Source organism: Methylosinus sp. shoA (genome assembly GCF_059718125.1).
On sequence record NZ_AP046091.1, the window covers coordinates 2586995 to 2613065 of the forward strand.

Below are 26071 nucleotides of genomic sequence, written 5' to 3' on the forward strand. Positions count from 1 at the left end.
GGTTCGGAAGGATTTTCGGATGTGAGATTCTTCTGAGGGACAGCCATGTCTCTGGAAGGATCCGAAGATGAACGAGAATGCGACGATCGAAACGGCTTTTGGCGCAGGATTTGTCGGACGTGTGGATTTTCGTCGTTCACGTTCGGGCAATCGGCTGTGGTCGAAGGAGCTGAAGGGCCGGATCGTACGAGAGAGTCTCGCGCCTGGAGCGCGCGTCGCCGACGTGGCCCGCAAATATCGGATATGCGCGCAGCAATTGACGCAGTGGCGCCGCCAGGCGCGCACCGGGCGGCTCGCGCTGGTGACCGACGGTCCCGCGGAGTTCGTGGAGATCGAGCTCGAGCAGCCCTCCGTTCGTAACGAGAGCGATGCGAAGATCGAGATCGTCGTCGGCAAGGTCGTGTTACGGCTGGATCAGGACACCGCGTCGACGCGCATCGCCGAGATCATGACGGCGCTGGAGCGCGGCGCGTGATCATTCCGTCGCAAGGGTTGCGGATCGTGCTCGCCGTGCGTCCCGTCGATTTCCGCTGCGGGCATGACGCGCTGGCCGCTCTCGTGCAAAACAAGCTCGGACTCGATCCGCATTCCGGGCTCATCGTCGTGTTCCGCTCGAAGCGAATGGATCGCTTGAAGATTTTGCTGTGGGACGGAACCGGACTCGTGCTCGTCTACAAGCGTCTCGGCGATAGCCGCTTTTCTTGGCCGCAGATCAGCGACGGCGTCCTGCAATTGAGCCGGGTGCAATTCGAAGCTCTATTCGACGGGCTCAACTGGAAGCGCGTCGGCGAGCGGATCGTGGCGACGCCGACCGCGGCGAACTGATCGCAACTTCGGCTTCATTCGGCGCCTCGCTTGCGATAGATTCGCCGACGTGACGCCGAGCTTCGATCCCTCCAGACTCGCAGAGCTGCCTGCCGAACTACGCGCATTGTTCGAAGCTCAGCGCGCCATGCTCGAAGCCGAACGCATCCGCGCCGATCATGAGCTCGCCGCGCGCCTTCACACCGAGAGCGAGCTCGCAGCGTCGAAGGAGACGGTCGAACGTCTGCAATTGCTCGTCAAGGAATATGAACGCGCGCGTTTCGGCAAGCGTTCGGAGAAACTCGATCCCGATCAGTTACAGCTCGTTCTGGAAGATATCGAGATCGCCATTGCCGAAGTCCAGGAGCGGGAAGACGATCGCGCGCGCCGCTCGGGGCGCCCGGCGACCAGGGAGCGCGCCGCCCGCGCCGCGCGCGCCTTTCCTGCTCATCTGCCGCGCGTCGAGCGCGTGATCGAGCCAGAAAGCCTCGCCTGTCCCTGCGGCTGCGGCCTGATGGTTCGGATCGGCGAGGACCGCTCCAGCCGCCTCGACGTGACGCCGGCGCAATATCGCGTCATCGAGACCGTGCGGCCCCGCTACGCCTGTCCGACAGGATGCGCGGGCGTCGCCCAGGCGCCGGCTCCTGCGCATCTGATCGAGGGCGGCGTTCCCACCGAGGCGCTGCTGGCGCAAGTGGCGGTCGCCAAGTTCAGCGAGCACATGCCGCTCTACCGTCAATCGCAGGTCTTCGCGCGCCACAGGATCATGCTCGACCGCGCCGTTCTGGCCGATTGGATGGGAACGACGGCCTTCCACCTCGCGCCGATCGTCGAGCGCATGAGCGCGCTGATGAAGCTGTCCGGCCGTCTATTCATGGACGAGACTCGGGCGCCGGTTCTCGATCCCGGCCGCGGCCGGACGAAAACTGGCTATCTCTGGGCGGTTCTGCGCGACGACCGCGGGCACGGCGGCGCCGATCCGCCGATCGTGGTCTATCATTACGCGCCGGGTCGCAGCGGCGAGCACGCCGAGCGGATGCTCGAAGGATTCGACGGCGTTCTCCAGGTCGACGGCTATGGCGGCTATCATCGTCTGGCGCGCGCCGAGCGCAAAGGTGGCGCCCCACTGCGGCTCGCCTGGTGTTGGAGCCATGGCAGGCGCGAGATCATCGCCGCCACGCCGAAAGCGGGCTCGCCCATCGCCGAGGCGATCCTGGCGCGCATCGCCGCGCTCTATGCGATCGAGGCGGACATCCGGGGCAAAGAGGCGCCGATCCGGCAGAGCGTTCGCGCCGAGCGGTCGCGGCCTCTTGTCGTCGAGCTCGAAGAGTTTTTGCGCGCCCAGGCCGCTCGCCTCTCCGGCCGCAGCGACATGGGCAAGGCGGTCGCCTATCTTCTGAATCATTGGGCCGGGCTGACCCTGTTCCTCGACGATGGACGCGTCGAGATGGACACCAACCTCGTCGAAAATCAGATTCGGCCGCTGACTCTCACGCGCAAGAATGCGTTATTCGCGGGGCACGATGAAGGTGGACGTTCCTGGTCACGTCTCGCTTCGCTCATTGCGACATGCAAGTTGAACAGCGTCGATCCCTATGCCTGGATGAAGGCGACGCTCGAGGCGATCGCCGATGGCCATCCGCAGTCGCGCATCGACGAGCTGATGCCCTGGGCCTTCAAATCCTCGTCGCCGACGCCAGCCGCCTGATCGCTCACCATTGCGCTGAACCAATCGCTGACAAAGCTTTGCGCCAAAGGCTTGCAATGCCTTGTCGCAACGAATTGCAAGCTATTCTTCCATTCCAGCGGCAATGGGACGACAACGGCGCTTACAAATCTCTCATCGGCAAAGCCGTCGAGACGATTGCCGCCAACATGGACGAGGCGATTGCCGCACTCGAAACCGAATTGCCCGCCAACTTCCCGCAAGAGCTGCATGAGGCCGTGAAAGCCGGCATTCGAGGCCGCATGCGGGCGCTCGAAGGAGGGCTTCACAAATAGCACTTCGAGCGCCTCAGATTTCTGATTTCTGCTACACGGCAGCCGCCGTTGGTCTAGCATGTGAATAGGCTCGACGAGGTGACCCAATCTGCTTCGACTTCATCAACAAGATGGCACGCATATCGGCGTCGGCACCCCACGCCGATTTTCACTCGGTCATTGCCGGAATTCGATTTTGAGGCTTGGATCGGTTTCGAATTCTTCGACAATCTCGTTGTATCGGTTGACGATCGCCGCAACTGCGATGCGCCGCCCGTCGGCAGCGAATTTGCCGAGTTCGTAGAGGTTGAGCGCCACAAACTGTTCGATCTCGAAAACGTCGATACGGTCACCGATTCCTGCGTTTTCGGCCAGCGCTTCCGCGACCGTGAGTCCGCGTTGCATCGTGACCAGCATCGGCCGAAAGCCGTCATTCAAATTTTCCCGACACCGTTCGATCACGGCTTCGCCGGGCGAGGTCGTCACATGGATGGCCACGTCGCCGATAAAGAAATCCCCGGCGCGGCCCGTCTGGGCGTCGGAGGTCGAAAAGCTGTTGTGCTCCACCGATCCGGCCCCGAGGGCACATTCCAGCTTGGCCCCGACCAGATGCTGAAGAACGCCGCCGACGTAATTCATGCCCGGCGTGTTTTTCTGCCGTTCCTCGGCTTGTTCGAGCACGTCGCGCACCACGGTGCGCAGGCTGCGCGACGCATCAAGTTTGATCTTGAAAGGCTTTGCTGCGAAAAACGCGTGCACCCGCTCGATCCAATAGTTCTCGACCGCTTCGAGATCGACAGTCCCCGATCCCGCGAGCGCATTCAGGAAGCTCACATATTCGCGCATGTTGCCGATGCTGCCGCGGCTTGTCCTTCCACCTTCCGACGCGAGAACGCGGGTAATGCCATGCTTGCTGAGGATGGTTTGGACGGCGCTTTTTCCCAGACCCAGAACCTGCCCGCCGCCCTCGGTCAGGAGACCGCCGGAATCGAGCGGCAGGCCGGAGTCACGCGCCGTCCGCGTGATTACCAGGGCAACGCAGAGCGGCCCCTTTCCGATAAATTTTTTCTCTTTGGTGAAAGCGTCGAGCCGGTCGCGCAGGCTGTGGTTCATTTACGCCGCCGTCTTCTCCGCTGCGAATATCGGCGCAAGGATCGGCTCAAAAATATTCTCGGCCAGGAAGCGAACCACGGGGACCGCGACGCCGTCGCCAGTCAAGTGATACGCTTCATTGTAGTTCTCGGGCAAAATGTAATCGTCCGCCAACCCCATCACGCGCGCCGTCTCGCGGCTGGAAATCAACCGGCTACGCACCTTGTTCCCCTCGACAACGATAATCAGTTGACGACTTGACCCTCCTGCAGGCGTCCGCAGGCAACCGGCGACCTCGTCGAAGCGCACTTCCGCGCGCTGCGCCTTGCAGCCATGCTCGTCGACGCGCGTGCGCCTGTAGACCGTTCCGACCATCCGCCGCCCGGCTTTTTTCGCCGTATCGACCTTTGCGAGATTAACCGGGCTCATCATGCCGAGCAGTTCACGAGTCTTGGACGGCGCATGCCAAGCCACATCCGCCGGATCATCTTCCAGGACATCCGCGAAAGTCGAATTCCGCAGCGGGGTCGAAGGAAGACGCCACCATATCCAGTTCTCCTGGCATTTGTGCGAAAGCCCTTTCTGCGCCTGCACCAATGCCGTGGTATGCCAGTCCGCAACAGGCCCGGCGACGCGCATCGCCTGCGGAATCGGAACATCTTCCCGGATGCCGACGATGAAGAGCCTCGGTCTCGACTGTGGCAGGAAGCGCGCCGCGTCGATCACCACCGCGCCGAAGCGATAGCCTTCGCCCGAAAGCGCCGCCGCGATAGCCGCAAAATCCTTTCCACCATGGGAGGTCAACGCGCCGCAAACATTTTCCAGCGCCACGATCTTCGGCGCCCGGCGTTCGGCGGCGAGGCTCTTTACGAGATTCCAGAACGGCCAGAACGTCCCCGAGCGTTTCCCCTCGAGTCCAGCGCCCGCTCCTGCGAGCGACAAATCCTGGCAGGGAAACGAAGCCCACGCCAAGTCGGCGTGATCCGACAACTCGGCGGTGGTCACATCGGCGACATCGCCAATCTTGAGGCGCTGGCTTCCCCAGTTCGCGGCATAGGTCGCGGCCTTTTTCGGATCAAAGTCGTTTGCAAACAAGCACGACCACGTGGGGCCTAGTCCTGCCCGGACCATGCCGCCACCTGCGAAAAATTCGTAATATCCGCCTGAACTCATCACCGTCCTCTCGCCGCCATTGTCGTGGAACAGCGGCCAAATGCAGACCCCGAACTTTCAAGCTTGCGTGGTTATCCACGCCTTAGAGCGTCGGCCACAACCTTCCCATGCGAATCGGGAAAGCGAAGCATGCCCCGCGAACCGTTTTACAAAGCTTGCCACAGCCCAAGAATGTTCTCAATATGTTCCTACGCGAGCTTGTCGCGCCCAAATCTGGTCCGGCAAGATTGCATCGATTGGCGTTCCCTGCGAAAAGCGCCCAGAAACTCGTAGAGTGTACGGGCCTATTTCGGCAACGCCCGCCACGCCTCTGGCTGCAGTTGAAGCGCGTCCTCCAGTGGCGGCCTTATTGTGAAGATTCGTGGCGTCTGCAAAAACAGGTGTACTCGATATATCCGCCAATCTGAGGCGCGCGCTTTGGCCGTTTCGTATTCGTTGCGGGTGAGGAAAAAAGGGGTTCGCGCAGCTCCGTTCGTGGTCTTAACTTCGATAAGCCGTTCCCGTCCGCTCGATTCGAACGACAGGACATCGTAGCCTGCACCGTCGCCATCCTCCATCGCGACCCAGCGAACTTTCCTCGCAAGATCGGGGCGTTCGGCTTTCGTGAGCTTCCACCGCTCAACATCGAGGACAAATTTCTCTCCGGCCTTGCCGAGTTCCCGATTGCGAAAGTCCCTCTCCACGGGATCGAACTTGCGCGCGAGTCGCTCAAGCTGCCAAGGTCTCTCCGGCGCAGGCGATAAATTCGGCGGGTCGGTGAAAACTGCTCCATCGTCGGCCACATGAAGGACAGGGCTCGGAGCTTGCTGGTAGGCAGTATCTCCGTGTGCTGAGAGATAGCGATCGATCGCGCCGAAGATCGCGGCCTGATAGTTGCGTTTGGGCTTGTAGCCCGGAATCCAAGGCAAGCCTAATTCCTCAAGCACAGCGGATATGTTCTGGTGCTTGAATTCGACGGAGAGATGGGTCCGCCCGATTTGCTCCATGAGCGCGGCGCTGTGGTGCGATTTCACATAAGGTCGACGCGCCAGCTCGTCAGCGAGCATCGCGAAGTAGTCCGCCACGATGGCGTCGAGCTCATCGTCGTTCCAAGGCGTGCCTATCTTTGCTTCGTCCGCCAATGCTCCCTCCATTTACAATTCTCGGGGAATTGTCCGGACTTGTCAGCGAAATTCCGCTTGGCGGAGACTTGCCTTTCAATGCCTCGAGCGCGTCGGCCCGGCGGGCCGGCCAGGTCCTTATGAGCCATCGGCATCGAATGATGTGCCGGAGCCGTTCGGGCTGATCGAGGTGATAGAGCGCGAACAACGAGAATCCGCGCTGCTCATTCCGCATCGGCTTGTGACCCCGCGCATTCGGCTTAAATGAAGATGCGTGACGGCACAAACGTGCCTCGGCGCCGATGTCAGATCACATCGGCTGCTGGCCATCCGAGCCGGCGTCGACTGAGCCAACCTTGATCGCCGCAGTCATCCACGCAGGTGACAGTCGATCCTCGCCGGCGTCGCCGACTTTGGCTGCGTGTTCGCGGCGGGATTTGCATTCGGCATGGAAGGACCGGCAATTCTTCTCGGCGAGACCGTCGCCGAGGCGATAGCGTTTCTTGTCGCAAAACTACGAAAAACAAATTCAATTTCGATTTATGGCTCGCGCTCGATTGCGAGCCGCTTCGTTCCGCCGCCCGGCCGCCGGCCGATCCGTGTCGTCGGCGGGAGCCGGCTCGAATCCGAACACGCTCCGGCCGGCGTATTCATGCGAGCGCCGCATCTCCTCGGCCACGAATTCCGGCAGTGACGGACCCGTGACGCTCCGCTCGACGCGCCTCGCTTGCTCGTCGAGCCGACGGAGCGCCTCGAGCCTGTCCTCGTTTCCGAGCTTGGCCCTCGCGACCGCGCTCTTCAGAACGTCGATCGTCTTGTCGTACACATCGAGAGGAACCGGGTAGGGATGCCGGTCCTTGCCGCCGTGAGCGAGCGAGAAGCGCGCCGGATCAGCGAAGCGGCAAGGGGCGCCATGCACGACCTCCGCCACCATGGCGAGCGACCGAACCGTGCGGGCGCCGACGCCCGGCGCGAGCAGCAGATCGGAGAAGTCTTTCGGACCACGGTCCGCCGCGGCCGCGAGCGCGCCATGCAGCCGGCGCAGCATCACATCCTTCGGGCGCACGTCGTGATGGGCGGGCATGACGAGATGCGGGAGCAAGGGCTGCGCGGACGGAGCGTCGGTCTTCCCCTTGATCGCGGCCGTCTCGCGAACGATCCCGTCCGGCCCGACATCGCGCAGAAGATCGAGCTGACGCAGACGCGACGTTCGCGCCCGGCGGTTGGTCAGATTGACGATCTCGCCCTGGTTTTCGCCGTCGATCGCCGTGTGCGGCGCTTCGACGAAGTCCTTCAGTCCTTCCGAGAGCCAATGATAGCGGCGGGCGAATCGCGTCTCGCCGTTCATGCCCTGCTGAACGACGACCCATTTGCCGTCGTCCGTCACGATGAAGCCATGCAGATAGAGATCGAAGCCGTCCTGCACGGCGGCGCTGTCGACTTTGGCGACCAGCCGGCTCGCTTGCGCGAGCGCGTCTCCATCGAAGCCGACGCGCTCGCCGATGGCCGTCAACTCCTGCGGCGTTCGGAGGGAATGCCGGCCGCGGCCGCCGCAGACATGGACGCCGAGTTCGCCCGAGAGCGGCTCGAGGCCACGTTTGAGCGCGCCGATCACGCTCGTGGTGACGCCCGAGGAATGCCAGTCCATCCCCATGACGGCGCCGAAGGACTGGAACCAGAAAGGATGGGCGAGACGGCGGAGGAGCTCGTCGCGGCCGTAATGATGTGCGATCGCTTCGGCGATCACCGCGCCGAGCGTCGCCATGCGCCGGCCGAGCCATGCGGGAACCCGGCCGTTGTGAAGGGGCAGATCGGCGCTGCCTGACCGTCGAGCCACGAAGCCTCTCCAAAAGCGGATCGCCAACCAAAATGCGCCCGCGCTGGCGGGCATGCAACTATTGTGGGGATTCGCCCCTTCATCGCGCCGTCTTGACTCTGGTTTTTCCGAGCTTCTTCTGCGGAGAATTCGCGCGCCTCGCCGTGCTCAGCACGCCATAGCCCGTCTTCTCCGTCTTCACTTCGGATTTCAGTTTTTGTTGCTGCTTCCAACTTTCCGGGTCCTCCAGCCGCGTCCAGCGGTCGATGGGTGGCGGAGAAGCCGGATCGTCGCCGGCGAGTTCTTCGAGCCTCGCGAGCTCCTTGGCGCAGACGCGATAAAGCTCGCTCTCGATCTTGCGATAGAGCCGCAACACCTCTTCCCCTCTCGGCGTGAGCTGCGAGCCGCCAGAGTGCCGCCCGCGCTTCGTCGTGTAGAGTTCGCCGAATTGCTCATTCATGGCCTGCGCCGCCGACCAGACCTGCTGAAACGACAAGCCCATCGCTTCCGCTGTCGTCGTGATCGATCGGTATCTGGCAATGCCTTCCAGAAAGGTCGCACGAGAATTGCCTATATTGGCCCCGTTGGCGGCGGTAAGATTGATAAAGGCCCATATGGCCATGTCGCCTCCCCCTTCGAAACAGTGACATATCGGCAGGCCGATGAAATCCTGTTCGGCCCGTTGGCCGACATCATCGCTCTTGTGGTGATGGAACTCGGTCGATGAAGCCGACGCAGCTCAGAAGCAAGTGAGATCGGCCACTGTGGATCGCCAAGAAGCATGATGCGTGTTCAGCTCTTCATGCAACGTCGCCTTCATTGGGCCATTTGATGACCGTGAGATGGGACTCGGCAATCCGTGTTTCGACGCGAGATCCCAGGAGATCGATCTTCGCGCTCATGGCGTCGATCTTGGCGCTCAACTCGGCATGGACGGCGTCGATCTTCGCGTCGAGCTTCCCTTCCACGGCTTCGATCTTCGCGTCGAGCCGTCCTTCGATGGCGGCCAAGGCCGGACGGCGGCAAGATCGGATGACGTCGCCACGGATTACGTGAGCGCCGCGCCGAGGGCTTCGGCGGAAGCGCGCGCTTGCTCATCCGTGAAGCCGCCCGCCTTGAGCCGATCCGAATAAGCGAACTGATTGAAGAGAATCTGCGTGGTCATAAGATGAAAATATCACAAAGCCGTCCCCGCTGCGTGAGCCCTTATTGGAGGGGAAGGATGAGCGCGCCAGCCCTTTCTCTCGCGTGCGGGAAAAACATGGCTTGGCTCGCGCCTTTTGCCTTTCTCGGCTTGGCGGCGATCGCACTCTTACGATCAGGGCCACAATTTCCACCGCCGGCGGATAGCCGCATCGTGCGTGACGCAAGTGCCAAAGAGGTCGCGATTCCAATTCCGCTGCCCGGGGTGATTGGCTGGCCGACAAGCTTTCTGCCGATGACTCATACACCTGAAACGCTGACTCGGATTGTCGACATAGACCGAGAGAGCTTTGGCCATTCGACACTCGGCAGGATTTATCCTCAGCTGAAAAGCAAGAACAGCCTTTGGAATATGCCATCCAATCCCGAGGCTCTCCTGGCGGAAGATGTCAGAGGCGTCTATTTCCACCGTGGCGAGGGCGACAGCCGATTTGGAATGATGGTCCTCGTGATGTCGTGGGCGCCGGGTCGATCGCAAGACCAGATGGTCGAAACGATGGCGCATGTGATGACCGATGTCATCGGCCGGCAAGACAGAGGCGAGACGTTTCTTGCCAACTATCGTCGAGCCTGGACAGACCTCGAGCAGGCGCTTCGATCCAAGAATTCGGGTTCACGACCGCGTGGCATATTTCTCGTGTGTGACAACGAGAATTGGTCTCGGCTTTCCGCTCAAAGCCCCGATAGACTCGTAGATGTCAATAGAATTGGCGTATCGGACGGCACGGACGGCTTCATGGCGATGGGTCGCGAAGGCGATTCTGAGCGCCTCCTGGCGATGAATCCAGACTTCATCCTTCTTGTGGGGAGCGTCAAAGGCTTTTTCAGCGACCCGCGTTTTGGAGCATTGAAAGCTGTCCAGACGAGGCAAGTGTATGGCGTCCTCGATCGTTCGATGACTTGGCCATGGGACATCGACAATGTGCCTCTGGTGGCGCGATGGGTGGCCGAGATCGCACACCCGGAACGCCTGCAGCCGAAGCTGCGCGAGCTGATGCGCGATCATTATCTGGAGGCCTATGGCTATCGCCTGAGCGACGACGAGATCGACGATCTGCTGAGCGTCGCCAGCAATTCAGATTCGGCAGGCTACGAACGATTCACACGCGAGGCGATCACAAAAGACGCGCCCCTTCTCCCGCTTGCGGGAGAAGGTGGCCCGGCGGAGCCGGGTCGGATGAGGGATCGCTGATGCTGCAACAGTCCCTCGCCAGTCGCACCCTCACCCGTCTCGCTTCGCGATCCACCCTCTCCCGCGAGCGGGAGAGGGGGAGCGCCACCAGCTCGCCGGCTCTGCTTCTTCTGGTGCTGGCCTTCATTGCGGCCATCATCGGCTCGCTCTGCATCGGCGCCTTTCCAATGTCCTTCTTTCAGGCGGGACGGATCGTGCTGCATCTCGGCGCGCCGTTTCCCTTGCCCGACGATCCGCCCTGGACCTTGAAGGAGCAGGCGGTCGTCGAGATCATCCGCCTGCCGCGCGTTTTGCTCGCAAGTTTCGCAGGACTGGCGCTCGGCATGTCCGGCGCGGCGCTGCAAGGGATGATGCGCAATCCGCTCGTCGGCCCTGATCTCGTCGGCGTGTCATCGGGCGCGGCCGGCGGCTGCATGCCGGCGATTCTGTTCAATCTGTCGCCTGCCGGCGTCATCGCCGTCGCCTTCTGCGGCGGCCTGCTTGCTATGATCTGCACTTTTGGACTGACCAGGGCCGCCGGAGGCCGCACGGACGGAATCGCGCTCATCATGGCGGGCATATTCGTCGGCACCTTCTTCATGGCCTGCGTGAGCCTCGCGCTCTTCCTCGCGAACGACGACCAGCTCGGAAACATGATGTTCTGGCTCTACGGCAATTTCGCCCGCGCCGAGCCGAAGACTGTGTGGATGATCGCGATCCCGACGCTCGTCGGCGGCTCCGTGCTGATGCTGCTGCGATGGCGGATCAATCTTCTCTCGCTCGGCGAGCTCGACGCGACATCGCTCGGCGTCAATGCCCATGCGCTGCGCTGGTTCCTCATCGCCATCGTCTCGCTGATCGTCGCGTCGCAGGTCGCGGTCTCCGGCATGATCGGCTGGATCGGCCTCGTCATCCCGCATTGCGCCCGCATGCTCGTCGGGCCGGATCACCGCAAGCTGCTGCCGGCTTCGGCGCTGCTCGGCGCGCTGTTCACGCTCGGCATCGACGATTTCACGCGGGTCGTTATCCGGTCCGATGTCCCGATCGGCGTCATGACAGCGCTCATCGGCACGCCGATCATGTGCTTCCTGTTCTGGAAGACGCAGACGAAAGGCTGGAGCGATGACTGACTCCGTCATCCACGCCGCGCCGGAGGCGCCCGGATCGCAGCCGAATGGAAAGCGGCTTCGAGAGGCGGCTCCTTTCGTGCTGGTGGTCGTCCTCTGCGTGGCCGTGGTCGCCTCGCTGCTGATCGGCGCCTATCCCATGTCGATCGGCCGCGCCGCCGATATTCTGTTTCACCTCGTCTGGCCCTTCTCCTGGCCGTCGCATCCGGAGTGGGACCTTCGCGAGGTGACGGTCATGGCGATCATCCGGCCGCCGCGCGTGCTGGTCGCGACATTCGCCGGCGTCGCGCTCGGCATGTCGGGCGCGGCGCTGCAGGGCATGATGCGCAATCCGCTCGTCGGCCCCGATCTCGTCGGCGTGTCGTCCGGCGCGGCGTTCGGCGCCGTGCTGGCGATGGTCCTGGGTTGGCCATCGGTCGGGACGATCGGGCTCGCGTTCGGCTTCGGGCTCATCGCCGCGGTCTGCGCCTTCACGCTCGCTCGGGCGGTTCAGGTTCGAACGGACGGGATCGCTGTGATCCTCGCCGGCTTCTTCGTCGGGTCCTTCTTCCTGGCCGGGATCGGGTTGCTCGAATATGGCGACAAAGGCCGCGCGCCCGGCATCACCTACTGGGTCCTCGGCGTGTTTCGCGGCGCCGATCCCGCCAAGGCCTCGATCATCGCCGTCTCGACGCTCGCCGGCGGCGTGGTTCTCATGGGCCTGCGCTGGCGGCTCAATCTGCTGTCGCTCGGCGATCTCGACGCGGCCTCGCTCGGCGTCGACGTCCGCTTCCTGCGCTGGGCGATCATCGCGACCGTGTCGCTGATGGTCGCGTCGCAAGTCGCGGTCTCGGGAATCGTCGGCTGGGTGGGGCTCATCGTCCCGCATTGCGCGCGCATGCTCGTCGGGCCGGATCATCGCCACCTGCTGCCGGCCTCCGCGCTGCTCGGCGGGCTCTTCACGCTCGGCCTCGACGATCTCACCCGCACGGTGGTCTGGGCCGAATTCCCGGTCGGCGTGCTGACCGCCCTCGTCGGCACGCCGCTTCTCTGCTTCCTGTTCTGGAAGACGCAATCGAGGGGGTGGACCGATCGCTGAAGACGACATGGAAGCGGACCTCGCTCGCGGTCCTTTCGGAAGAGACGAAACTCACAGTTCAGTCAGTCACGGAGACATGATGATGAAGAAGACGCTGCTCTCGACAATGGCGATCCTGCCCCTGGCCACCTGCGCATGGGCCGCCGATCTGCCGCCCAAGCTCGCTCCGGTCGTTCCCCCGCCGCCGCCCTTCACCTGGAGCGGGCTCTATGTCGGTGGCCAGGTCGGCTATCAGTGGACGACCGATTCCTCCGGCTCGGTCTATGTGCTCGCGCCCGGCGCCGTCGTGGGCGCGCAGCCGAATTTCAACCAGGCGGGCGTGCTGGGTGGCGGCCATCTCGGCTATAATTATCAGCTCGGCTCGGTGGTGCTGGGTCTCGAGGGCGATATCGAAGGCTCGACCTTCACGGGCCAGGGTCCCTATGCCGGCGGCGCCTTCCCGGTTCAAGACCGAGAGCAACATCCAGGAGTCGATCAGGGCGCGTCTGGGCTTCGCCTGGGATCGGCTGCTGTTTTACGGCACCGGCGGCGTCGCCTTCGCGTCGATCGACAATTCCTATACGGCCTATCCCGGAGGCACTGCGGCGGGCTACGACAAGCTGTCGTCGGACCGCACGGGCTGGACGGCCGGCGGCGGGTTCGAATATGCGTTCCGGCCCGACTGGTCCGTCCGGCTGGAGTATCGCTACAGCGATCTCGGCACGAAGGACGAGATTCTCGTCGCCTCCTCGTCCGGGAGGCTCGGCGCGCACCGGCCTGCGACATGGAGCGCGGTGCGGGCCGGGGTGAGCTATCACATCAACCTGTTCGCGCCGGGACCATTCCTCGCGAAATATTGAGTGAGGGACGAAGCGCCGGGGCCGGCCGCCGTCGCGGCCGGCGCGCCGGGCTCTTTCGCGGATGAGCAGGCTCGGACGATCACGCCACGACAGGACGTCCTCGCCGGGACTGCGGGAGCGCCTCGGCGCATTGCGCTATCTGCTCCGGCTCTTTCGCGAGGTCTGGACGACGAGTCCCGCGCTCGTGTCGGCGGCGTTGGGGCTGCGGCTGGTCTCGGCGTTTCAGGCGGTCGTGACCTTCTATGTGGGAAAGCTGATCGTCGATGAGATCGTGTCTCTCACCCAAGCGCCGGGCGCCGGTCAGGACTTCGCCGAATGGCTGCCGTCCGGACGGCTGGACCGGCTCTTGCTCTATGTCGGATCGGAGCTCGCCCTCACGCTCTGCTTCGACGCCATCGGCCGCGTCGTGGCCGTCGCCGACGGGCTGCTGTCCCAGAAACATGCCAATCGAATGAGCGTCGCGCTGATGGTTCACGCTTCGAGCCTCGATCTGCGGCATCTCGAAAGCAGCGATCACCAGGATCGGCTGGAAAGGGCGCGTGGCCAAGCCGGCTGGAGCAGCAATCTGCTGTCGAATGTCTTCGGGCAGTTCCAGAACCTCGCGACGCTCGTGACCTTGGTCGCCGGATTGGTCGCCTATGCGCCGATCCTGATGCTGCTCCTCCTCGTCGCCTTGCTGCCTGTCCTGTGGATCGAAGCGCGCTTCAACGCGATCTCCTACAGAATCGAGTTCGATCGCGTCGAGGACCGCCGCCAGCTCGACTATCTCCGCCATATCGGCATCAATGCGGAGACGGCGAAGGAGATCAAGCTGTTCGGGCTCGCCGATTTCCTGATCGACCGTTTCGCGAGACTTTCCGGCGCATTCTACGCCGTCGATCAGAGGCTCGCGGTCGAGCGCAGCCTCTGGACCGCGCTCTTCTTCGCCGTGAGCACGATCGCCTATTACGTCGCCTACGCCATCATCACCTGGCGAACGGTGTCGGGCGCCTTGTCGCTCGGCGACCTGACCTTCCTCACGGGATCGTTCATGCGGCTGCGCCAGCTCGTCCAGACCGTGCTGGTCAGCGCCGCGTGGATATCGGCGCGCGCCATCGAGCTCAAAGACCTGTTCGGATTCTTCGATGTCGAGCCGAGCATCACATCGCCGGAACATCCCATCCCCTTCCCGAAGATCGAACGGCTGGGCATCGAATTTCGAAATGTCGGATTCCGCTACCCAGGGTCCGATCGTTGGGCCGTCCGCAATCTGAGCTTCACATTGCGCCCTTCCGAGGCGATCGCGCTCGTCGGCGAGAACGGAGCGGGCAAGACGACGATCGTCAAATTGCTGACCCGGCTCTACGACCCCGACGAGGGCTGCATCCTGGTCGAAGGCGTCGACCTGAAGTGCTTCGATCTCGCGGAGCTTCACCGGCACATCGGCGTCATCTTCCAGGATTTCATCCGCTACGAAATGACGGCGCACGAGAACATCGCGGTGGGGCGGATCGATCTCGCCGGCGACATATCGAAGGTCGCGGCCGCTGCGAGCCGCAGCCTGGCCTCTGAAGTCATCGAGACGCTGCCCTTGGGCTATGAGCAGCCGCTCGGCAAGAGGTTCAGCCATGGGCGCGATCTGTCGGGCGGCGAGTGGCAGAAGATCGCGCTCGCCCGCGCCTATATGCGCGACGCAGACTGCCTGATCCTCGATGAGCCGACCGCGGCGATCGATGCGCGGGCGGAGGCCCAGGTTTTCGAGCGGTTCAGGCAGATCTGCGAGGGCCGCTCCGCGCTCCTGATCTCGCATCGCTTTTCGACGGTCCGCATGGCCGACCGCATCCTCGTCCTCGAGCATGGACGCGTCATCGAGCAGGGTCGCCATGGCGAGTTGCTCCGACAACGGGGACGCTATGCCGAGCTCTTCGAGATGCAGGCGAGAGCCTACAGATAGGCGACGCCGAAAGGGAAAGGCCATGAGACCATTCGCCACGATATCGATCGTGATCCTCGCGGTCCTGGCGCCGACAGGAGCCTTTGCCGATGTGACCGTTCGCTTCATCCATCCCGAAACCTACAGGGACTTCCGATCCGAACCTGTCTTACAGCGCGACGAGATGTTGGGCGAGCTCCGGAAGACGCTCGAGACAGTCGGCGCTCGATATCTCGAGCCCGGGCAGAGCTTGAGCATAGACGTGCTCGACGTGCAGCGCGCAGGGATTTTCAGGGACGCCACGCCTTCGCACACAGCAATCCTGACGCCGAACACGCCGCCACGATTCGAGGTTCGCTACGCGCTGCGTGAAAAAGGCAAGATCCTTTCGCAGGCTCGCGAGACAGTGACGGATATCGATTATTTCATCGATCCGACCTCGCATCTCTCGAGCGATCGCCTCGTCTATGAGAAGCAGGTCCTGACGGATTGGCTCCGGAAACGTTTTCACGACAAGGCGCCGTCGCCCGATCAATGATCCGGCGGACGCCAAGGCATCACCTCCCGCTGCTGGATTCGAGCGCCCTCGAGACAGCCACACAGACTCGAGAGAAAAGGCAATGCTCGATCAACCAATGAACGGAACCGTCATCTCCCTTTCGGGAGTCGGCCATGCCTACCGGCCGGGCGTCTGGGTCTTCCGCGACTATTCCGCTTCCATCAAAAAGGGCCGGGTCTTTGCGCTCCTCGGACCGAACGGACGGGGAAAGACCACGCTGCTCAAGATTCTGCTCGGCGCGTTGAAGCCGACGGAAGGAGGACTTTCCGTCGAGGGACAGACCTCCTTCGTGCCGCAGCTCTTTCAGGTGAGCTTCGACTATTCGGCGCTCGACATGGTGCTGATGGGCAGAGCCAAGAAGGTCGGGCTCTTCTCACAGCCTTCGCTCCAGGACGAGGAGGTGGCGCTCGCCGCGCTCGATCGATTCGGCATGGCCGATATGGCGCATCGGCCCTTTCACGAGATGTCCGGCGGACAGCGCCAGCTCGTGATCTTCGCCCGCGCGCTCGTGGCCGAGGCGGACATTCTCATCCTCGACGAGCCGACCTCCGCGCTCGACCTGAAAAACCAGGCGCAGGTGCTCGGCTGGATCGAAGCGCTCTCGCGCAAGGACGGGCTCACGGTGATCTTGACCACACACCATCCGCATCATGCGCTGGCGGTCGCCGACGACGCGCTCTTGATGCTGGGCGAGCGCGACTACGTCGCCGGACGGGCCGAAGACGTGCTGACGGAAGAGAATCTCTCCTTGCTCTATGGCGTGCCGTTGAAGCGCATCGCCTATGAGCATGACGGCTCGCAACACGAGACGATTGCGCCCGTGATGATCGCGCGAGGGCCGCGTGATGCCTCCCACGACCTCGGGACAAAAATCAGCGGAGCCGGCTGATGGATGCAGCCGCGACGAAGGAGGCGGAGCTCGATCCTCTGTCCGGTTCGGCGGAACTCCCGGCGCTCGATGTCTCGGAGCCGCCAGGAGAACTTCGAGGCGTGCGCGCCGAGCGTTGCGGCGAGGCGCGGCCTCCGTGGCTGCGGCCGGCGGCGACGATTCTCGCGACCGGCGCGCATGTGGCGGCGATCGCCGCATTCCTGATCACCGCTCAGGCGGTGACGCCGCTCGACGAGATACGTGTCGAGATCATTCCGCAAGGCGAAACGGTGACGGAGACCAGCGTCACGCCGACGCCGGAAGCGGCCCCGACCGTCAGCGACGATCCGGCGCTCGCCGCGTCGCCCGACCCGACAGTCCGCGAAGACCCCGATGTGTCCAAGCCGATGGAGCAAGTGGCGCGAGCCGCGACGGCGAGCGAGCTCGCGGCGCCGCTGCCCAAAATGCAGTCGCCCGACGCCCCGCCGCTCGCGGTGGAGCGTCCAGCGCGGGAGACATTGGAAAAGAGCCTACGCCAGGAAGAGGAGCGCAAGAAAAAGAAGCGTCAGCTCCAAGAGGCGCGGCGCATGGCGGCGCAGCGTGTGGCGGAGAAATGGGAGAAGGCGCGGGCGCGCCAGCAGGCGGCGTATAGCCAGATGGGCGCCGCCGCGGTTCGAGCGGGCGTGCGGGAAGGCGCCGGAGACGCGCCGCGCATGTCCAACGCCGCCTATGCGGCGCTGGTCTCGGCGGAAATTCACCGCCACAAGCATTATCCGACGAGCGCTCAGCAGTCGGGGACGACTGGCTCGGTCAGCGTCTTTTTTTCGGTCGGCCCGTCGGGGGCGATCGTCAGCCATTCCATTACGCGCTCGTCCGGCAACAGCGCGATCGACGCCATCGTGCATCAAATGCTCGCCGCTTCGCATGCGCCGCCGCCGCCGGGCGGATATTTCCAGGGGAGCATCGTCATTTCGTTCGATCTGACGAGGTGATGCTCGATGCGCCATTTGTCCTGGCTTTTTCGAGAAGCGCTCGAAATTCGGCCAGGACTGAGACAATTGACGAGATGTGGATATGCGCGTTGCGTTTCATAGCGTTTGGCGAAGAGGCCGCCGGAATTCGTCGTCGGGAATGGACCCGCTCGACAGCTTCATCTCGGTGTCCCAGGCGCTCGTCGTCGCCGATCATGGAAGCATCAGTCACGCAGCCCGGCTTCTCGGCGTCCGCCAGTCCGCGGTCAGTCGACGCATTCAGACGCTGGAGAACGAGATCGGCGTCTCGCTGTTCGAGCGTCACTCGAACGGCGTTCGGCCGACGAACGCCGGCAGGCGCTTTTTCGAGCTCATCCGCGCCGCATTCGCGGACATGGATTACGCGTTCGCGAATGCGGCGGCCGCGGGACGCGGCGTCGACGGCCTGATCTGTGTCGGCGTTCTTCCGTCGGTGTTTCCAGGCTTTCTGTGTCGTCTCGTCGGCGCATTCCACGAGGCGCATCCGGGCATCGTGTTCGAATGCTTCGAGAACGATCCGCAAAGGCTGATTTCCTGTATCATGGACCGTCGCCTCGATGTCGCCTTCATCGTCGCCGGAACACCGGCGAAAGGCTGCGATTCCGAAATCCTCTGGAGTTCCGACGTGTGCGTCGCCCTATCCGCCGGCCATCCACTTTCGGGCTGTGAAGCGATCGACTGGGAGTTGCTGAAAGACACACATTTCATTTTCGGCCGGGAAGCGACGGCGGCGGGATACGACCGGCATGCGAGCGAGAGATTGTCGATGATCGGCGCGCGTCTGTCGTCGGCGAGATATGATCTTTCGCAGGAGTCGGTCATGCAATTCGTCGCGCTCGACTTCGGCTTCAGCCTGTTGAACGGCTCGTCGACCGGAATTTCCTATCCGGGCGTGGTGTTCAGGCCGCTCGCGGGAGACAATCGATTGTCGTATAGCGCGGTCTGGCTTCCCGGCAACGACAATCCGGCTTTGCGGCGCTTCCTCAGTCTGGCGCGCTCGATGTCGGCAGAGAAGCCGGCGCCGAAGCCGTAGCCTTCCTGCAGGAGCCTCGCGCTTTCGCAAAGCCGCGGTCGCCGGCGATGAATTTTTCCAGCATCGGCGCGATCAGCTTCGTGGGCTCGATCTTCTGTGCGCTTTCGCGCTCGAGAATTTCCGCATTATTCGGACTCTTTGTCCGTGTCTCATCTCCGGCAGCCCACGTCGAACTATTTGGCGGCGTCCCAGTTTTCCATTCTCAGCGGTTCGGGAACACGAGAGAACGCCTTGTCCTTCGTAACCAGTACGGCGCTCGCGGCGACGGCATGGCCGGCGATCATCATGTCGAGCGGCGCGAGCGACACGCCCTTCGCTTCGCACGACGCTCGAAGATCGGCGTAGGCCCGCGTGACATCGCTATCCCAGGCCAACACATCGACCCGCAACAGAAACTGCCTGACGCGCTCGGTCAGGACAGCAGGGTAGTTTCGCCTGGCGAGGCCATAGAACAGTTCGCCTTGCGTCACGGCGGATATGGCGATCTCCTCCATCGGGAGCGAAGCCAGCCGAAGGCTTATTTCCAGCCGGTCTCCCTTGATGACATGGCTCGCGATATTGGTGTCGAGCAGATATAAGCTCATTCCTTCCAGCCCTCGAAGGGATCGCGGACGGAATCACGATCCTGGCGCGGCTGGTCGCGGTCGGCCGGTCCCATGAAGTCGCCGGGCACGTCGCCTTTGCCGTAGAGCTCGAACAGGCCGTCCCATGAATCCGGCTTGCTGGAGAGGATCACGTCGCCCGTCTTCGGATCACGGCGCACGAAGACCTCGCTCCCCTCGAAACGGAATTCCATTGGAAGCCGCACGGCTTGGCTGCGTCCTGTCATGAAGAGTTTGGCGGTTTTCGTTCCCATCGTCGCCTCTCACATATCTGATAGCTACCATGATATATGGCAATAGGCGGTAGACATCAAGATAGGCGCCGATCGGCCGCCGCCCATTCTGGCGGAACAATGAACTCGACGACACAGCCCCGAGCAATGCGTCCCAAGTGATGTTCGACCGCCGTTTTCAGGCCGGCTTGTCGGGGTCCGGACGTCCTGCGCCGCTCGTCGGGCGGGCTGGTTCGACGGCGCCTTGCCGACGGGGTTTTCCACGCTCGGATTGTGCGCGCCGGCTGCGGTAGCCGCGGTCCGAGCGGATGAAGGATTCGAGCATATGAGGGATCAACGTCGCTGCGTCGACCGGCCCATAGAGCCGGCTGTGCTCGGCCGCATAGTGCTCGAGCTCTTCCTTCAGAGGCTCCGAGATGCTGATCGTCATGCGGACGAGACCAACTTTCGGCAAGCGGCCGAGTTTCAGGCCGGCCATGCGCTGCCTCCCTCGGCAAATGCGACAGAGACATGTCGACTGTTCAGATAATTGGCTAGGCGACCAGATCGCCGTGGAGCGCCGCCGGCAGGGCGACAGTGAGTCTCACGGGTTCGTCGTCGGGGGACGGAGGCAAGTTTCAGCTTGGTCATTGGTCGAGCTCGCTCGTTTTGATTGCAGCGGGCGACGGATAGGTCGAGAGAACCAAGTCGAGGGTAATGATGACTCGCACCGGAAAGCCGGGACGGATGGTGAGCGTCGGCTGGATGTTGAGATTGCGGCCGACGATTTGCTGGCCTGTCTGGTTGAAGCTCTGGGTGCCGCCGCGGCGCAGCGCCTGCATGAGCGCGCTCTCGTCGCCGGTCGTCCCGAGCTGTGTTCCGACGCCGAGAATGGTCGAGAGCGCGGCGGCTCCGGCCAGTCTCAACCAATGATGGTCGACCTCGTCCTCGAGGCCCGAGAAGCCGGCGGAGTCGGCGCCGGGCTGGCGTTCGAGCACGATGGAGCGGCCGTCGGGCAGGATGAGGCGATTCCAGACCAGCAGCACGCGTGACTGGCCGAAAGCAATCTGCGAATCATAGACGCCGATGAGTTTCGATCCCTGCGGGACGAGCAGAAAGCGGCCGGTCGGGCTGTCGTAGACATTCTCTGTCACCTGCGCGGTGATCTGGCCGGGAAGATCGGAACGAATGCCGGTGACGAGCGCCGCGGAAATGACGGCCCCGGCCTGTAGGACATAGCGCGACGCCGGAGGCGCGAGACGATCAGAGCTCACCGTGCGGCGATCGATCGGCGCGTTGACGAAGGCGAGCTTGCGGTCCTGCATGTTCTGGATGGCGTTCGGGTCGATCGGCGGCGCTTCTCCCGCTGGCGGCACGATGGACGGAGAAGTGGATAGCGAAGCACCTTCGCTCGGCGCCGGCCGTTCGCGCGCATTCGTCATCGCGAAGAGCTTCGCCGTGCGCGCGGCCTCGCGCTCCTGGCCGATGCGCTGTTCCTCCGGATCGACGGGCGCGGGCGCCGGAAATTGCCCTTGCGCGGCGAGGATCGGCCGTCCGAGATCGCCGGGTAGCGGCGGCCCGAGCTTCGGGACGTTTTTGGGCAGAGCCGTGTAGTCGCGCGGCAGCGACGCGAGCCCGTCGGCGGTGGTTTTGGCCTCCGTACTATAGAGTTCCGACGGAGGCGAGGCGCGCCCTCTCGATTGGAGGGCGTAGACGGTGAGGCCAAGAATAGTGGCGGCGGACGCGACGGAAAGTGCGATCAGCGCGCGGCGCGAGAGGCGCGTCACCGGCGTGCGCTCGGGATGGAGCCGCAGTTGCTCGGCGAGCTTCTTCTCGTGCTCCGGCGGGCTCATATCGACGGTCTCCCGTCGCTGCGCACGATCCGCACGACCTTTTGCGGATCGGCGCCGAAGCGCAGCTCCGCAGCGGCGAACAGCCGATCGACGATCATGTGATGGCCGCGCACGCGGTAGTTGACAAGCTGGCTGTCTCCGGCGGTGCCGGTGACGAACAGCGGCGGCATTTCTCCTTGCGAGATTCCGCGCGGAAATTCGATATAGACCTTGCGGCCGTCGTCGAAGGCGCGCAGTGGTCGCCACGGCGCGGCGTCGCCCTCGACCGTGTAGCGGAAGTTCAGACGGGAGATGTCGAGACCCGTGTCGACCGGGGCGACCGCCTCGGCGACGACATTCTGCCGACGCAGCGCGATGAGCGTGTCCTGCGGATATTGCCAGGACACCGAGGCCATATAGGTCTTCTCGGTCGAACGCAGCTCGAGATGATAGGTGCGTCGGTCGGTGTTGATGACGAGATTGGTCATCAGATCGGCGCGCGTCGGCTTGACCATGATGTGGGTTTTCTTCGTCACGCCGGAGCCGCTCTCCGTATCGCCGATGACCCAGCGCACCGTGTCGCCGGCGGCGACCGGGCCGGAGCCGACGAGCTGTTCGCCCTCCTGCAAGGCGATGTCGGTGATCTCGCCCGGCGCGGCGTAGAGCTGATAGAGCGCGCCTTCCGTGAAGGGATAGATCTGGACCGCGTTGATGTAGCCGGCGCGCCGTGGCTCCATGCGCGCCGCGGCGTTGGCCTGCTCGATGCGCGCCTTCGGGTCACTCGGCTCCGGCGGCTCTCCTTTGCCGCGCGCCAAGGGCTTGAGCTGGCCGGGAAGCGGCAGGACCTTGGGAACCTCGACGATCCTGACGGGCGCCGGCGGCTCGCTCTGCAGCGCGGCCGGCGCGGGGAAATCGTCATAGTCGATGTCCGGCGGCTTGAAGCTCGAGCAGGCGCAGAGGTTCGACGAGCCGAGAATAGTGAACGCGAGCGCGTGAATGGAATGAGGTCTCATTGTCCGAGCTCCTTCGACCAGTTGACGGCATGGATGAACAGGCCGAGCGGGTTTTTGCGCAGGCGCTCGGGATCGCGCGGCGGCTGCACGACGATCGAGAAGATCGCGGTCCAGCGCTCGGTCGCGGCGAGACTGGCGTTCTCGTAGCGGCGTTCGGTCCAGGCGATGCGGAAGGAATCGTCGGAGGCGCGGATGACGCTCGATACTTCGACCGCGACCTGAACCAGGCCGATCTTGGCGAAGGGATCGTCGGCGCGGGCGTAATCGTTCAGCGCCAGCGCGCCCTTGTCGGTCACGAAATCATAGGCCTTCAGCCAGTTCTGGCGGACGATGATCGGATCGGCGGGGATGGAGCGCACATATTCGATGAAGCGCGCGAGGTGCCAGGCGATCTGCGGATCAGTCGGCTTGTAGTCGGCGACGGCCGGCGCGATCGCCTGGGCTTCGCCGAGCTTGTCGATCTCGACCACAAAGGGGACGATCGAGCCGCGGGCGCTCTGCCAGACGAGCGCGGCGGCGAAACCGCCGGCGAGAAGCAGATTACCGAAGGCGATCAGCCGCCAATTATAGGCCTGCACGCGAGCCGAGCCGATGCGCTCGTCCCAGACCTGCGCGGCTTTCTGATAGGGCGTTTCGGGCTCGGGCGTGCGCCCGTAACGGATGGAAGAGCGTTTGAACATCAGCGCGCCTCGGAAAGGTTGATGGAAGCTCCGCCGCCATGCGAGTCGCCAGAGCGGAGCGCATGGGCGGCGAGCGACAGGCCGTGCGCGACGCCTTGACGGTTTTTCAGGCGTCGCGCCCATGCGGGCGCCTCGGACGAGGAGGAGACGGGACGCGCGGCAGCGGCGGCGGAGACGCTTGACGCGGCGGCGCCCGTTCCGGGGCCGATCGGCGCGCTCGCTCCGCCTCCCGGCCCTCCGTTACCTCCGGACGACGGCGATCCGACCGCTGACGGGTCGGGAGATCCGGGACCCGGCCCCGGCGGGATCGTCGTGGCGGCGACAGTGTCGCGGCGGACGGCGAGGCTCGAGATCGCTCCGCCGGCGAGGCGCGCGGCGCCGAGGCCGACGGCGCCCGCGCCGGCCACCACGAGGCCGGTTCCGACTACGGCTCCGGCGCCGAGCTGCGGGCCGCCGGAGATAATGCCGTTGGCGATGCCCGGGCCGAATATGCCGAGTCCGAGCAGGGAAAGAGCCGCGAGGGCGAGCGACATCGCGTCTTCGATCATCGGCTGCGCGCCGCCGGCGCCCTGCGTGAACTGACTGAACAGCGTCGAGCCGATGCCGACGATGACGGCGAGCACCAGCACCTTCACGCCCGACGAGACGACATTGCCGAGCACGCGCTCGGCGAGGAAGGCGGTCTTGCCGAGAAGGCCGAAGGGAATGAGCACGAAGCCCGCAAGCGTCGTCAGCTTGAATTCGATCAGCGTGATGAAGAGCTGGATCGCGAGGACGAAGAAGCTCAGGACAACGACGAGCCAGGCGAAGGACAGCACCGCGATCTGCACGAAGTTCACGACGACGGACACATATCCCATCAACCCGGAAATGGCGTCGAGCAGCGGACGGCCGGCGTCGAAGCCGACCTGCGCGACGCGACCGGGCCGCAGAAAGTCGGCGGTCGACAGGCTGCTGCCGGCGGCTTTCAGGCCGAGGCCGGAAAAGCTCTGAAAGACGATGCGGGCGAGCGAGTTCCAATTGCCGATGAGCCAGGCGAAGACGCCGACGAACATCGTCTTCTTCACGAGCCGGGCGATGATGTCCTCGTCGGGCCCCATGCTCCAGAAGAGCGCGGCGAGCGTGACGTCGATGACGACGAGGGTGGAAGCGAGGAAGCTCACCTCGCCGCCGAGCAGGCCGAAGCCCGAATCGATATAGGAGGTGAAGGTCTCCAGGAATCGATCGATGACGCCGGTTCCGCCCATGGCTCATTCGTCCTTCGGAATTTGCGCGCCCGGCGGCGTGATCATTTCCGGCGCCTCGCGACGCAGCGAGAATGCGTCGAGCGGCGAGTTCGCGTGTTCGACCAGATTTCCCGGTGCCGCAGCCCTGCGACATTCCGGCGCCGACAAGTCCCGGCAGCTGTCGGCGCGCGCTCTTTCGACGATCACGGCTCCGCGTCGCGACAGCGCTTCGTCGTTCGGCGCGAACGGAAACGACATGGATGCGGGCGTCGCGACAGTCGTTCGCGCGCGGGCTTCCAGCTCGCAAGAGCTCGACGCCTGAAACGCGAGAATGGCGACGGCCCCGATCGCGACGCCGAGCGCCACGAAGGCCAGATCTTCGGAGTCGACCCAGCGCTCGATCTTCATGGCGGCCCCCCTCAATTGTGAAACATGGAGACATTGCCGGGCTGATAGCCCTGTCCCGGCGCAATGAAGCGGCGCAGCTGCTCGCGCGCCTGCTCTTGGGCTGCAGCGTTTCGCGCTGTTTCGAGGGACTGCGCGCGGCCCTGGGAAGCGAGCAGCGCCGCCACATCGGCGAGCTGCTTGCTTTGCAGGGCGAGAAGCTGATTTCCGGCCTGGGAGGCCTGCAAGGCGCCGACGGCGGACTGGCTCGAGGAAACGAGCGCGCCGGCCTCCGAGCGCGTCGTGTCGATCGCCTGCACGATTCCGGCCTGCACACGAAGCGCGTCCTGCAGCGCCGCGACGGAATTCTGCCAGCGCTGCTGCGCGCCGGCGATCAGATCCGCGGAACTGGCTGAAGGGCTCGCCGCGCCATAGTGCGTGGCGAAGGCGCGATCGATCTGCTGGACGTCATAGGCGATGCGCTGCGCCTGTTGCAAAAGCTGCTGGGTCTGCGCGATCGACTGCTGGATCGTCTGCAAAGAGGAATAAGGAAGATTGGCGAGGTTCTTCGCCTGATTGAGCAGCGAACGCGCTTGGTTCTGCAGGCCGGTGATCTGATTGTTGATCTGCTGCAGCGTGTTCGCCGCCGTCATGACGTTCTGGGCGTAATTCGTCGGATCGAACACGACGAATTGCGCACGCGCCGACGGCGACGACAGGGAGACCGGAGACGAGAACGATTTCGTCCGTGGTGGGGAGCTGCATGATTTCGCCGGGCGTCAACAGCGGCCGTGCGGTTTCCTGGCGCGACACCATCAAATGACCAAGCCAAGGGCTGAGCCTATGACCGGCGTAGTTCTGCATCGCGCGCAGCTCGGTCGCCGTGCCGAGCGCATCGGAGACGCGCTTCGCCGTGCGCTCGTCATTGCTCGCGAAGGATACGCGCACATGGCAATTGTCGAGAATGGCGTTGTTCGGCCCATAGGCCTTCTCGATCTGATTGAGCGATTGGGCGATGAGGAAGCTTTTGATCCCATAGCCCGCCATGAAGGCGAGCGCGGACTCGAAAAAATCTAGCCGGCCGAGGGCTGGAAATTCATCGAGCATCAGCAATAGGCGATGGTGGCGATTCGTGGAGTCGAGCTCCTCGGTCATCGCGAACAGTCGGCGTGCGGATTCGGGTGAGCCTCTCGACGCAGGCGACAGTCGGAGCTGGCGAGATTCGGGAGCCGGTTCGAAACGCGGCAGGGCGAGGAAGCGTCGCGCCTCGTCGGCGACATCGCGGAAATTGGAGAGGCGACAGCTCGCGCGGATAATGTCGAGCAGATCGCCATGTTCTGCCGATTCCGCGTCGACC

31 protein-coding genes and 1 pseudogene are annotated in these 26071 nt (G+C 63.7%); 14 read left to right on the forward strand and 18 right to left on the reverse strand.

All coding sequences use genetic code 11. From position 1 onward, the window contains the following. The first annotated feature begins 67 nt into the window (after positions 1-67). Genes tnpA through AC6IW9_RS11780 form a run of 4 tightly spaced genes read left to right on the forward strand, consistent with a single transcriptional unit; the run spans position 68 to position 2805 of the window. Positions 68-475 carry an IS66-like element accessory protein TnpA gene (tnpA, locus tag AC6IW9_RS11765; RefSeq protein WP_497763764.1) on the forward strand — a complete coding sequence of 136 codons (408 nt, stop codon included), beginning with the start codon at positions 68-70 and terminating at the stop codon, positions 473-475. Beyond that, positions 472-825, forward strand: coding sequence for an IS66 family insertion sequence element accessory protein TnpB (gene tnpB, locus AC6IW9_RS11770; RefSeq protein WP_497763765.1), 354 nt, complete (start codon positions 472-474; stop codon positions 823-825). The genes tnpA and tnpB overlap by 4 nt, the downstream gene beginning before the upstream one ends. A 49-nt stretch (positions 826-874) precedes the next feature. Further along, on the forward strand, positions 875-2512 hold the full coding sequence (gene tnpC / locus AC6IW9_RS11775; RefSeq protein ID WP_497763766.1) for an IS66 family transposase: 1638 nt from the start codon (positions 875-877) through the stop codon (positions 2510-2512). A gap of 56 nt (positions 2513-2568) precedes the next feature. Further along, positions 2569-2805: a hypothetical protein gene (locus AC6IW9_RS11780; RefSeq protein ID WP_497763934.1), complete on the forward strand. Its 237-nt coding sequence runs from the start codon at positions 2569-2571 to the stop codon at positions 2803-2805. Positions 2806-2961: 156 nt separating this feature from the next. On the opposite strand, the gene AC6IW9_RS11785 is transcribed toward AC6IW9_RS11780, so the two are convergent. The 5 genes from AC6IW9_RS11785 to AC6IW9_RS11805 all read right to left on the reverse strand — a co-directional run bounded on the left by AC6IW9_RS11785 (position 2962) and on the right by AC6IW9_RS11805 (position 8425). Continuing rightward, on the reverse strand, positions 2962-3897 hold the full coding sequence (locus AC6IW9_RS11785; protein ID WP_497763935.1) for a DUF4928 family protein: 936 nt from the start codon (positions 3895-3897) through the stop codon (positions 2962-2964). Beyond that, on the reverse strand, positions 3898-5049 hold the full coding sequence (locus AC6IW9_RS11790; protein WP_497772506.1) for a DNA cytosine methyltransferase: 1152 nt from the start codon (positions 5047-5049) through the stop codon (positions 3898-3900). It abuts the gene before it with no gap. Between the two features lie 284 nt (positions 5050-5333). Then, entirely contained in the window at positions 5334-6170 is an 837-nt protein-coding gene (locus AC6IW9_RS11795) for a protein NO VEIN domain-containing protein (RefSeq protein WP_497763936.1), read from the reverse strand. 508 nt (positions 6171-6678) lie between these two features. Then, positions 6679-7986 carry a DUF763 domain-containing protein gene (locus AC6IW9_RS11800; protein WP_497763937.1) on the reverse strand — a complete coding sequence of 436 codons (1308 nt, stop codon included), beginning with the start codon at positions 7984-7986 and terminating at the stop codon, positions 6679-6681. Between the two features lie 79 nt (positions 7987-8065). Further along, complete coding sequence (locus tag AC6IW9_RS11805; protein ID WP_497763938.1) at positions 8066-8425, reverse strand: winged helix-turn-helix domain-containing protein; 360 nt, start codon at positions 8423-8425, stop codon at positions 8066-8068. Here AC6IW9_RS11805 and AC6IW9_RS11810 point away from each other — a divergent pair. After that, complete coding sequence (locus AC6IW9_RS11810; RefSeq protein ID WP_497763939.1) at positions 8414-8692, forward strand: hypothetical protein; 279 nt, start codon at positions 8414-8416, stop codon at positions 8690-8692. The two genes, AC6IW9_RS11805 and AC6IW9_RS11810, sit on opposite strands and share 12 nt — an antisense overlap. Before the next feature lie 73 nt (positions 8693-8765). Here the strand turns inward: AC6IW9_RS11810 and AC6IW9_RS11815 are convergent, their stop codons facing one another. After that, a complete protein-coding gene (locus AC6IW9_RS11815) occupies positions 8766-8975 on the reverse strand; it encodes a hypothetical protein (protein ID WP_497763940.1) in 210 nt (69 codons plus the stop codon). Positions 8976-9187: 212 nt separating this feature from the next. On the opposite strand from AC6IW9_RS11815, the gene AC6IW9_RS11820 reads away from it, so the two are divergent. The 9 genes from AC6IW9_RS11820 (at position 9188) to AC6IW9_RS11860 (ending at position 18765) form a co-directional block, all read left to right on the forward strand. Continuing rightward, entirely contained in the window at positions 9188-10360 is a 1173-nt protein-coding gene (locus AC6IW9_RS11820) for an ABC transporter substrate-binding protein (protein WP_497763941.1), read from the forward strand. Further along, positions 10360-11469, forward strand: a complete 1110-nt coding sequence (locus AC6IW9_RS11825) for a FecCD family ABC transporter permease (RefSeq protein WP_497763942.1) — start codon at positions 10360-10362, stop codon at positions 11467-11469. The genes AC6IW9_RS11820 and AC6IW9_RS11825 overlap by 1 nt, the downstream gene beginning before the upstream one ends. Beyond that, the gene (locus AC6IW9_RS11830) at positions 11462-12544 is read left to right on the forward strand and encodes a FecCD family ABC transporter permease (RefSeq protein ID WP_497763943.1); all 1083 of its coding nucleotides are present in this window, start codon (positions 11462-11464) and stop codon (positions 12542-12544) included. The genes AC6IW9_RS11825 and AC6IW9_RS11830 overlap by 8 nt, the downstream gene beginning before the upstream one ends. A gap of 422 nt (positions 12545-12966) precedes the next feature. After that, entirely contained in the window at positions 12967-13383 is a 417-nt protein-coding gene (locus AC6IW9_RS11835; protein WP_497763944.1) for an outer membrane protein, read from the forward strand. Positions 13384-13444: 61 nt separating this feature from the next. Next, positions 13445-15316, forward strand: coding sequence for an ABC transporter ATP-binding protein (locus AC6IW9_RS11840; protein WP_497763945.1), 1872 nt, complete (start codon positions 13445-13447; stop codon positions 15314-15316). Between the two features lie 22 nt (positions 15317-15338). Further along, a complete protein-coding gene (locus AC6IW9_RS11845; protein WP_497763946.1) occupies positions 15339-15833 on the forward strand; it encodes a DUF3016 domain-containing protein in 495 nt (164 codons plus the stop codon). 82 nt (positions 15834-15915) lie between these two features. Beyond that, a complete protein-coding gene (locus tag AC6IW9_RS11850) occupies positions 15916-16743 on the forward strand; it encodes an ABC transporter ATP-binding protein (protein ID WP_497763947.1) in 828 nt (275 codons plus the stop codon). Continuing rightward, positions 16743-17714 carry a TonB family protein gene (locus AC6IW9_RS11855; RefSeq protein WP_497763948.1) on the forward strand — a complete coding sequence of 324 codons (972 nt, stop codon included), beginning with the start codon at positions 16743-16745 and terminating at the stop codon, positions 17712-17714. Before AC6IW9_RS11850 ends, AC6IW9_RS11855 begins: the two co-directional genes overlap by 1 nt. A 139-nt stretch (positions 17715-17853) precedes the next feature. Further along, positions 17854-18765, forward strand: a complete 912-nt coding sequence (locus AC6IW9_RS11860) for a LysR family transcriptional regulator (protein WP_497763949.1) — start codon at positions 17854-17856, stop codon at positions 18763-18765. Here AC6IW9_RS11860 and AC6IW9_RS11865 read toward each other — a convergent pair. The 12 genes and pseudogenes from AC6IW9_RS11865 to AC6IW9_RS11920 all read right to left on the reverse strand — a co-directional run. After that, positions 18716-18883: a DUF2274 domain-containing protein gene (locus AC6IW9_RS11865; protein WP_497772507.1), complete on the reverse strand. Its 168-nt coding sequence runs from the start codon at positions 18881-18883 to the stop codon at positions 18716-18718. The genes AC6IW9_RS11860 and AC6IW9_RS11865 overlap by 50 nt on opposite strands. A gap of 55 nt (positions 18884-18938) precedes the next feature. After that, positions 18939-19349, reverse strand: coding sequence for a type II toxin-antitoxin system VapC family toxin (locus AC6IW9_RS11870; protein WP_497763950.1), 411 nt, complete (start codon positions 19347-19349; stop codon positions 18939-18941). Further along, positions 19346-19621, reverse strand: a complete 276-nt coding sequence (locus tag AC6IW9_RS11875) for an antitoxin (protein ID WP_497763951.1) — start codon at positions 19619-19621, stop codon at positions 19346-19348. The genes AC6IW9_RS11870 and AC6IW9_RS11875 overlap by 4 nt, the downstream gene beginning before the upstream one ends. A 157-nt stretch (positions 19622-19778) precedes the next feature. Then, positions 19779-20078: a DUF2274 domain-containing protein gene (locus tag AC6IW9_RS11880; RefSeq protein WP_497763952.1), complete on the reverse strand. Its 300-nt coding sequence runs from the start codon at positions 20076-20078 to the stop codon at positions 19779-19781. Between the two features lie 55 nt (positions 20079-20133). Next, a complete protein-coding gene (locus AC6IW9_RS11885; protein ID WP_497772508.1) occupies positions 20134-20187 on the reverse strand; it encodes a hypothetical protein in 54 nt (17 codons plus the stop codon). 39 nt (positions 20188-20226) lie between these two features. Next, positions 20227-21432, reverse strand: a complete 1206-nt coding sequence (locus tag AC6IW9_RS11890; RefSeq protein WP_497763953.1) for a TraB/TrbI/VirB10 family type IV secretion system protein — start codon at positions 21430-21432, stop codon at positions 20227-20229. Next, on the reverse strand, positions 21429-22424 hold the full coding sequence (trbG, locus tag AC6IW9_RS11895; protein WP_497763954.1) for a P-type conjugative transfer protein TrbG: 996 nt from the start codon (positions 22422-22424) through the stop codon (positions 21429-21431). The genes AC6IW9_RS11890 and trbG overlap by 4 nt, the downstream gene beginning before the upstream one ends. Further along, positions 22421-23104, reverse strand: a complete 684-nt coding sequence (trbF, locus tag AC6IW9_RS11900; RefSeq protein ID WP_497763955.1) for a conjugal transfer protein TrbF — start codon at positions 23102-23104, stop codon at positions 22421-22423. Before trbF ends, trbG begins: the two co-directional genes overlap by 4 nt. Beyond that, on the reverse strand, positions 23104-24351 hold the full coding sequence (gene trbL, locus AC6IW9_RS11905) for a P-type conjugative transfer protein TrbL (protein WP_497763956.1): 1248 nt from the start codon (positions 24349-24351) through the stop codon (positions 23104-23106). The genes trbF and trbL overlap by 1 nt, the downstream gene beginning before the upstream one ends. A gap of 3 nt (positions 24352-24354) precedes the next feature. After that, complete coding sequence (locus tag AC6IW9_RS11910; protein WP_497763957.1) at positions 24355-24738, reverse strand: hypothetical protein; 384 nt, start codon at positions 24736-24738, stop codon at positions 24355-24357. 11 nt (positions 24739-24749) lie between these two features. Next, entirely contained in the window at positions 24750-25433 is a 684-nt protein-coding gene (gene trbJ, locus AC6IW9_RS11915; RefSeq protein ID WP_497772509.1) for a P-type conjugative transfer protein TrbJ, read from the reverse strand. After that, positions 25426-25842, reverse strand: a pseudogene (locus tag AC6IW9_RS11920) (type IV secretory system conjugative DNA transfer family protein); the annotation flags it as partial. The pseudogene AC6IW9_RS11920 and the gene trbJ, both read right to left, overlap by 8 nt. Positions 25843-26071 lie beyond the last annotated feature (229 nt).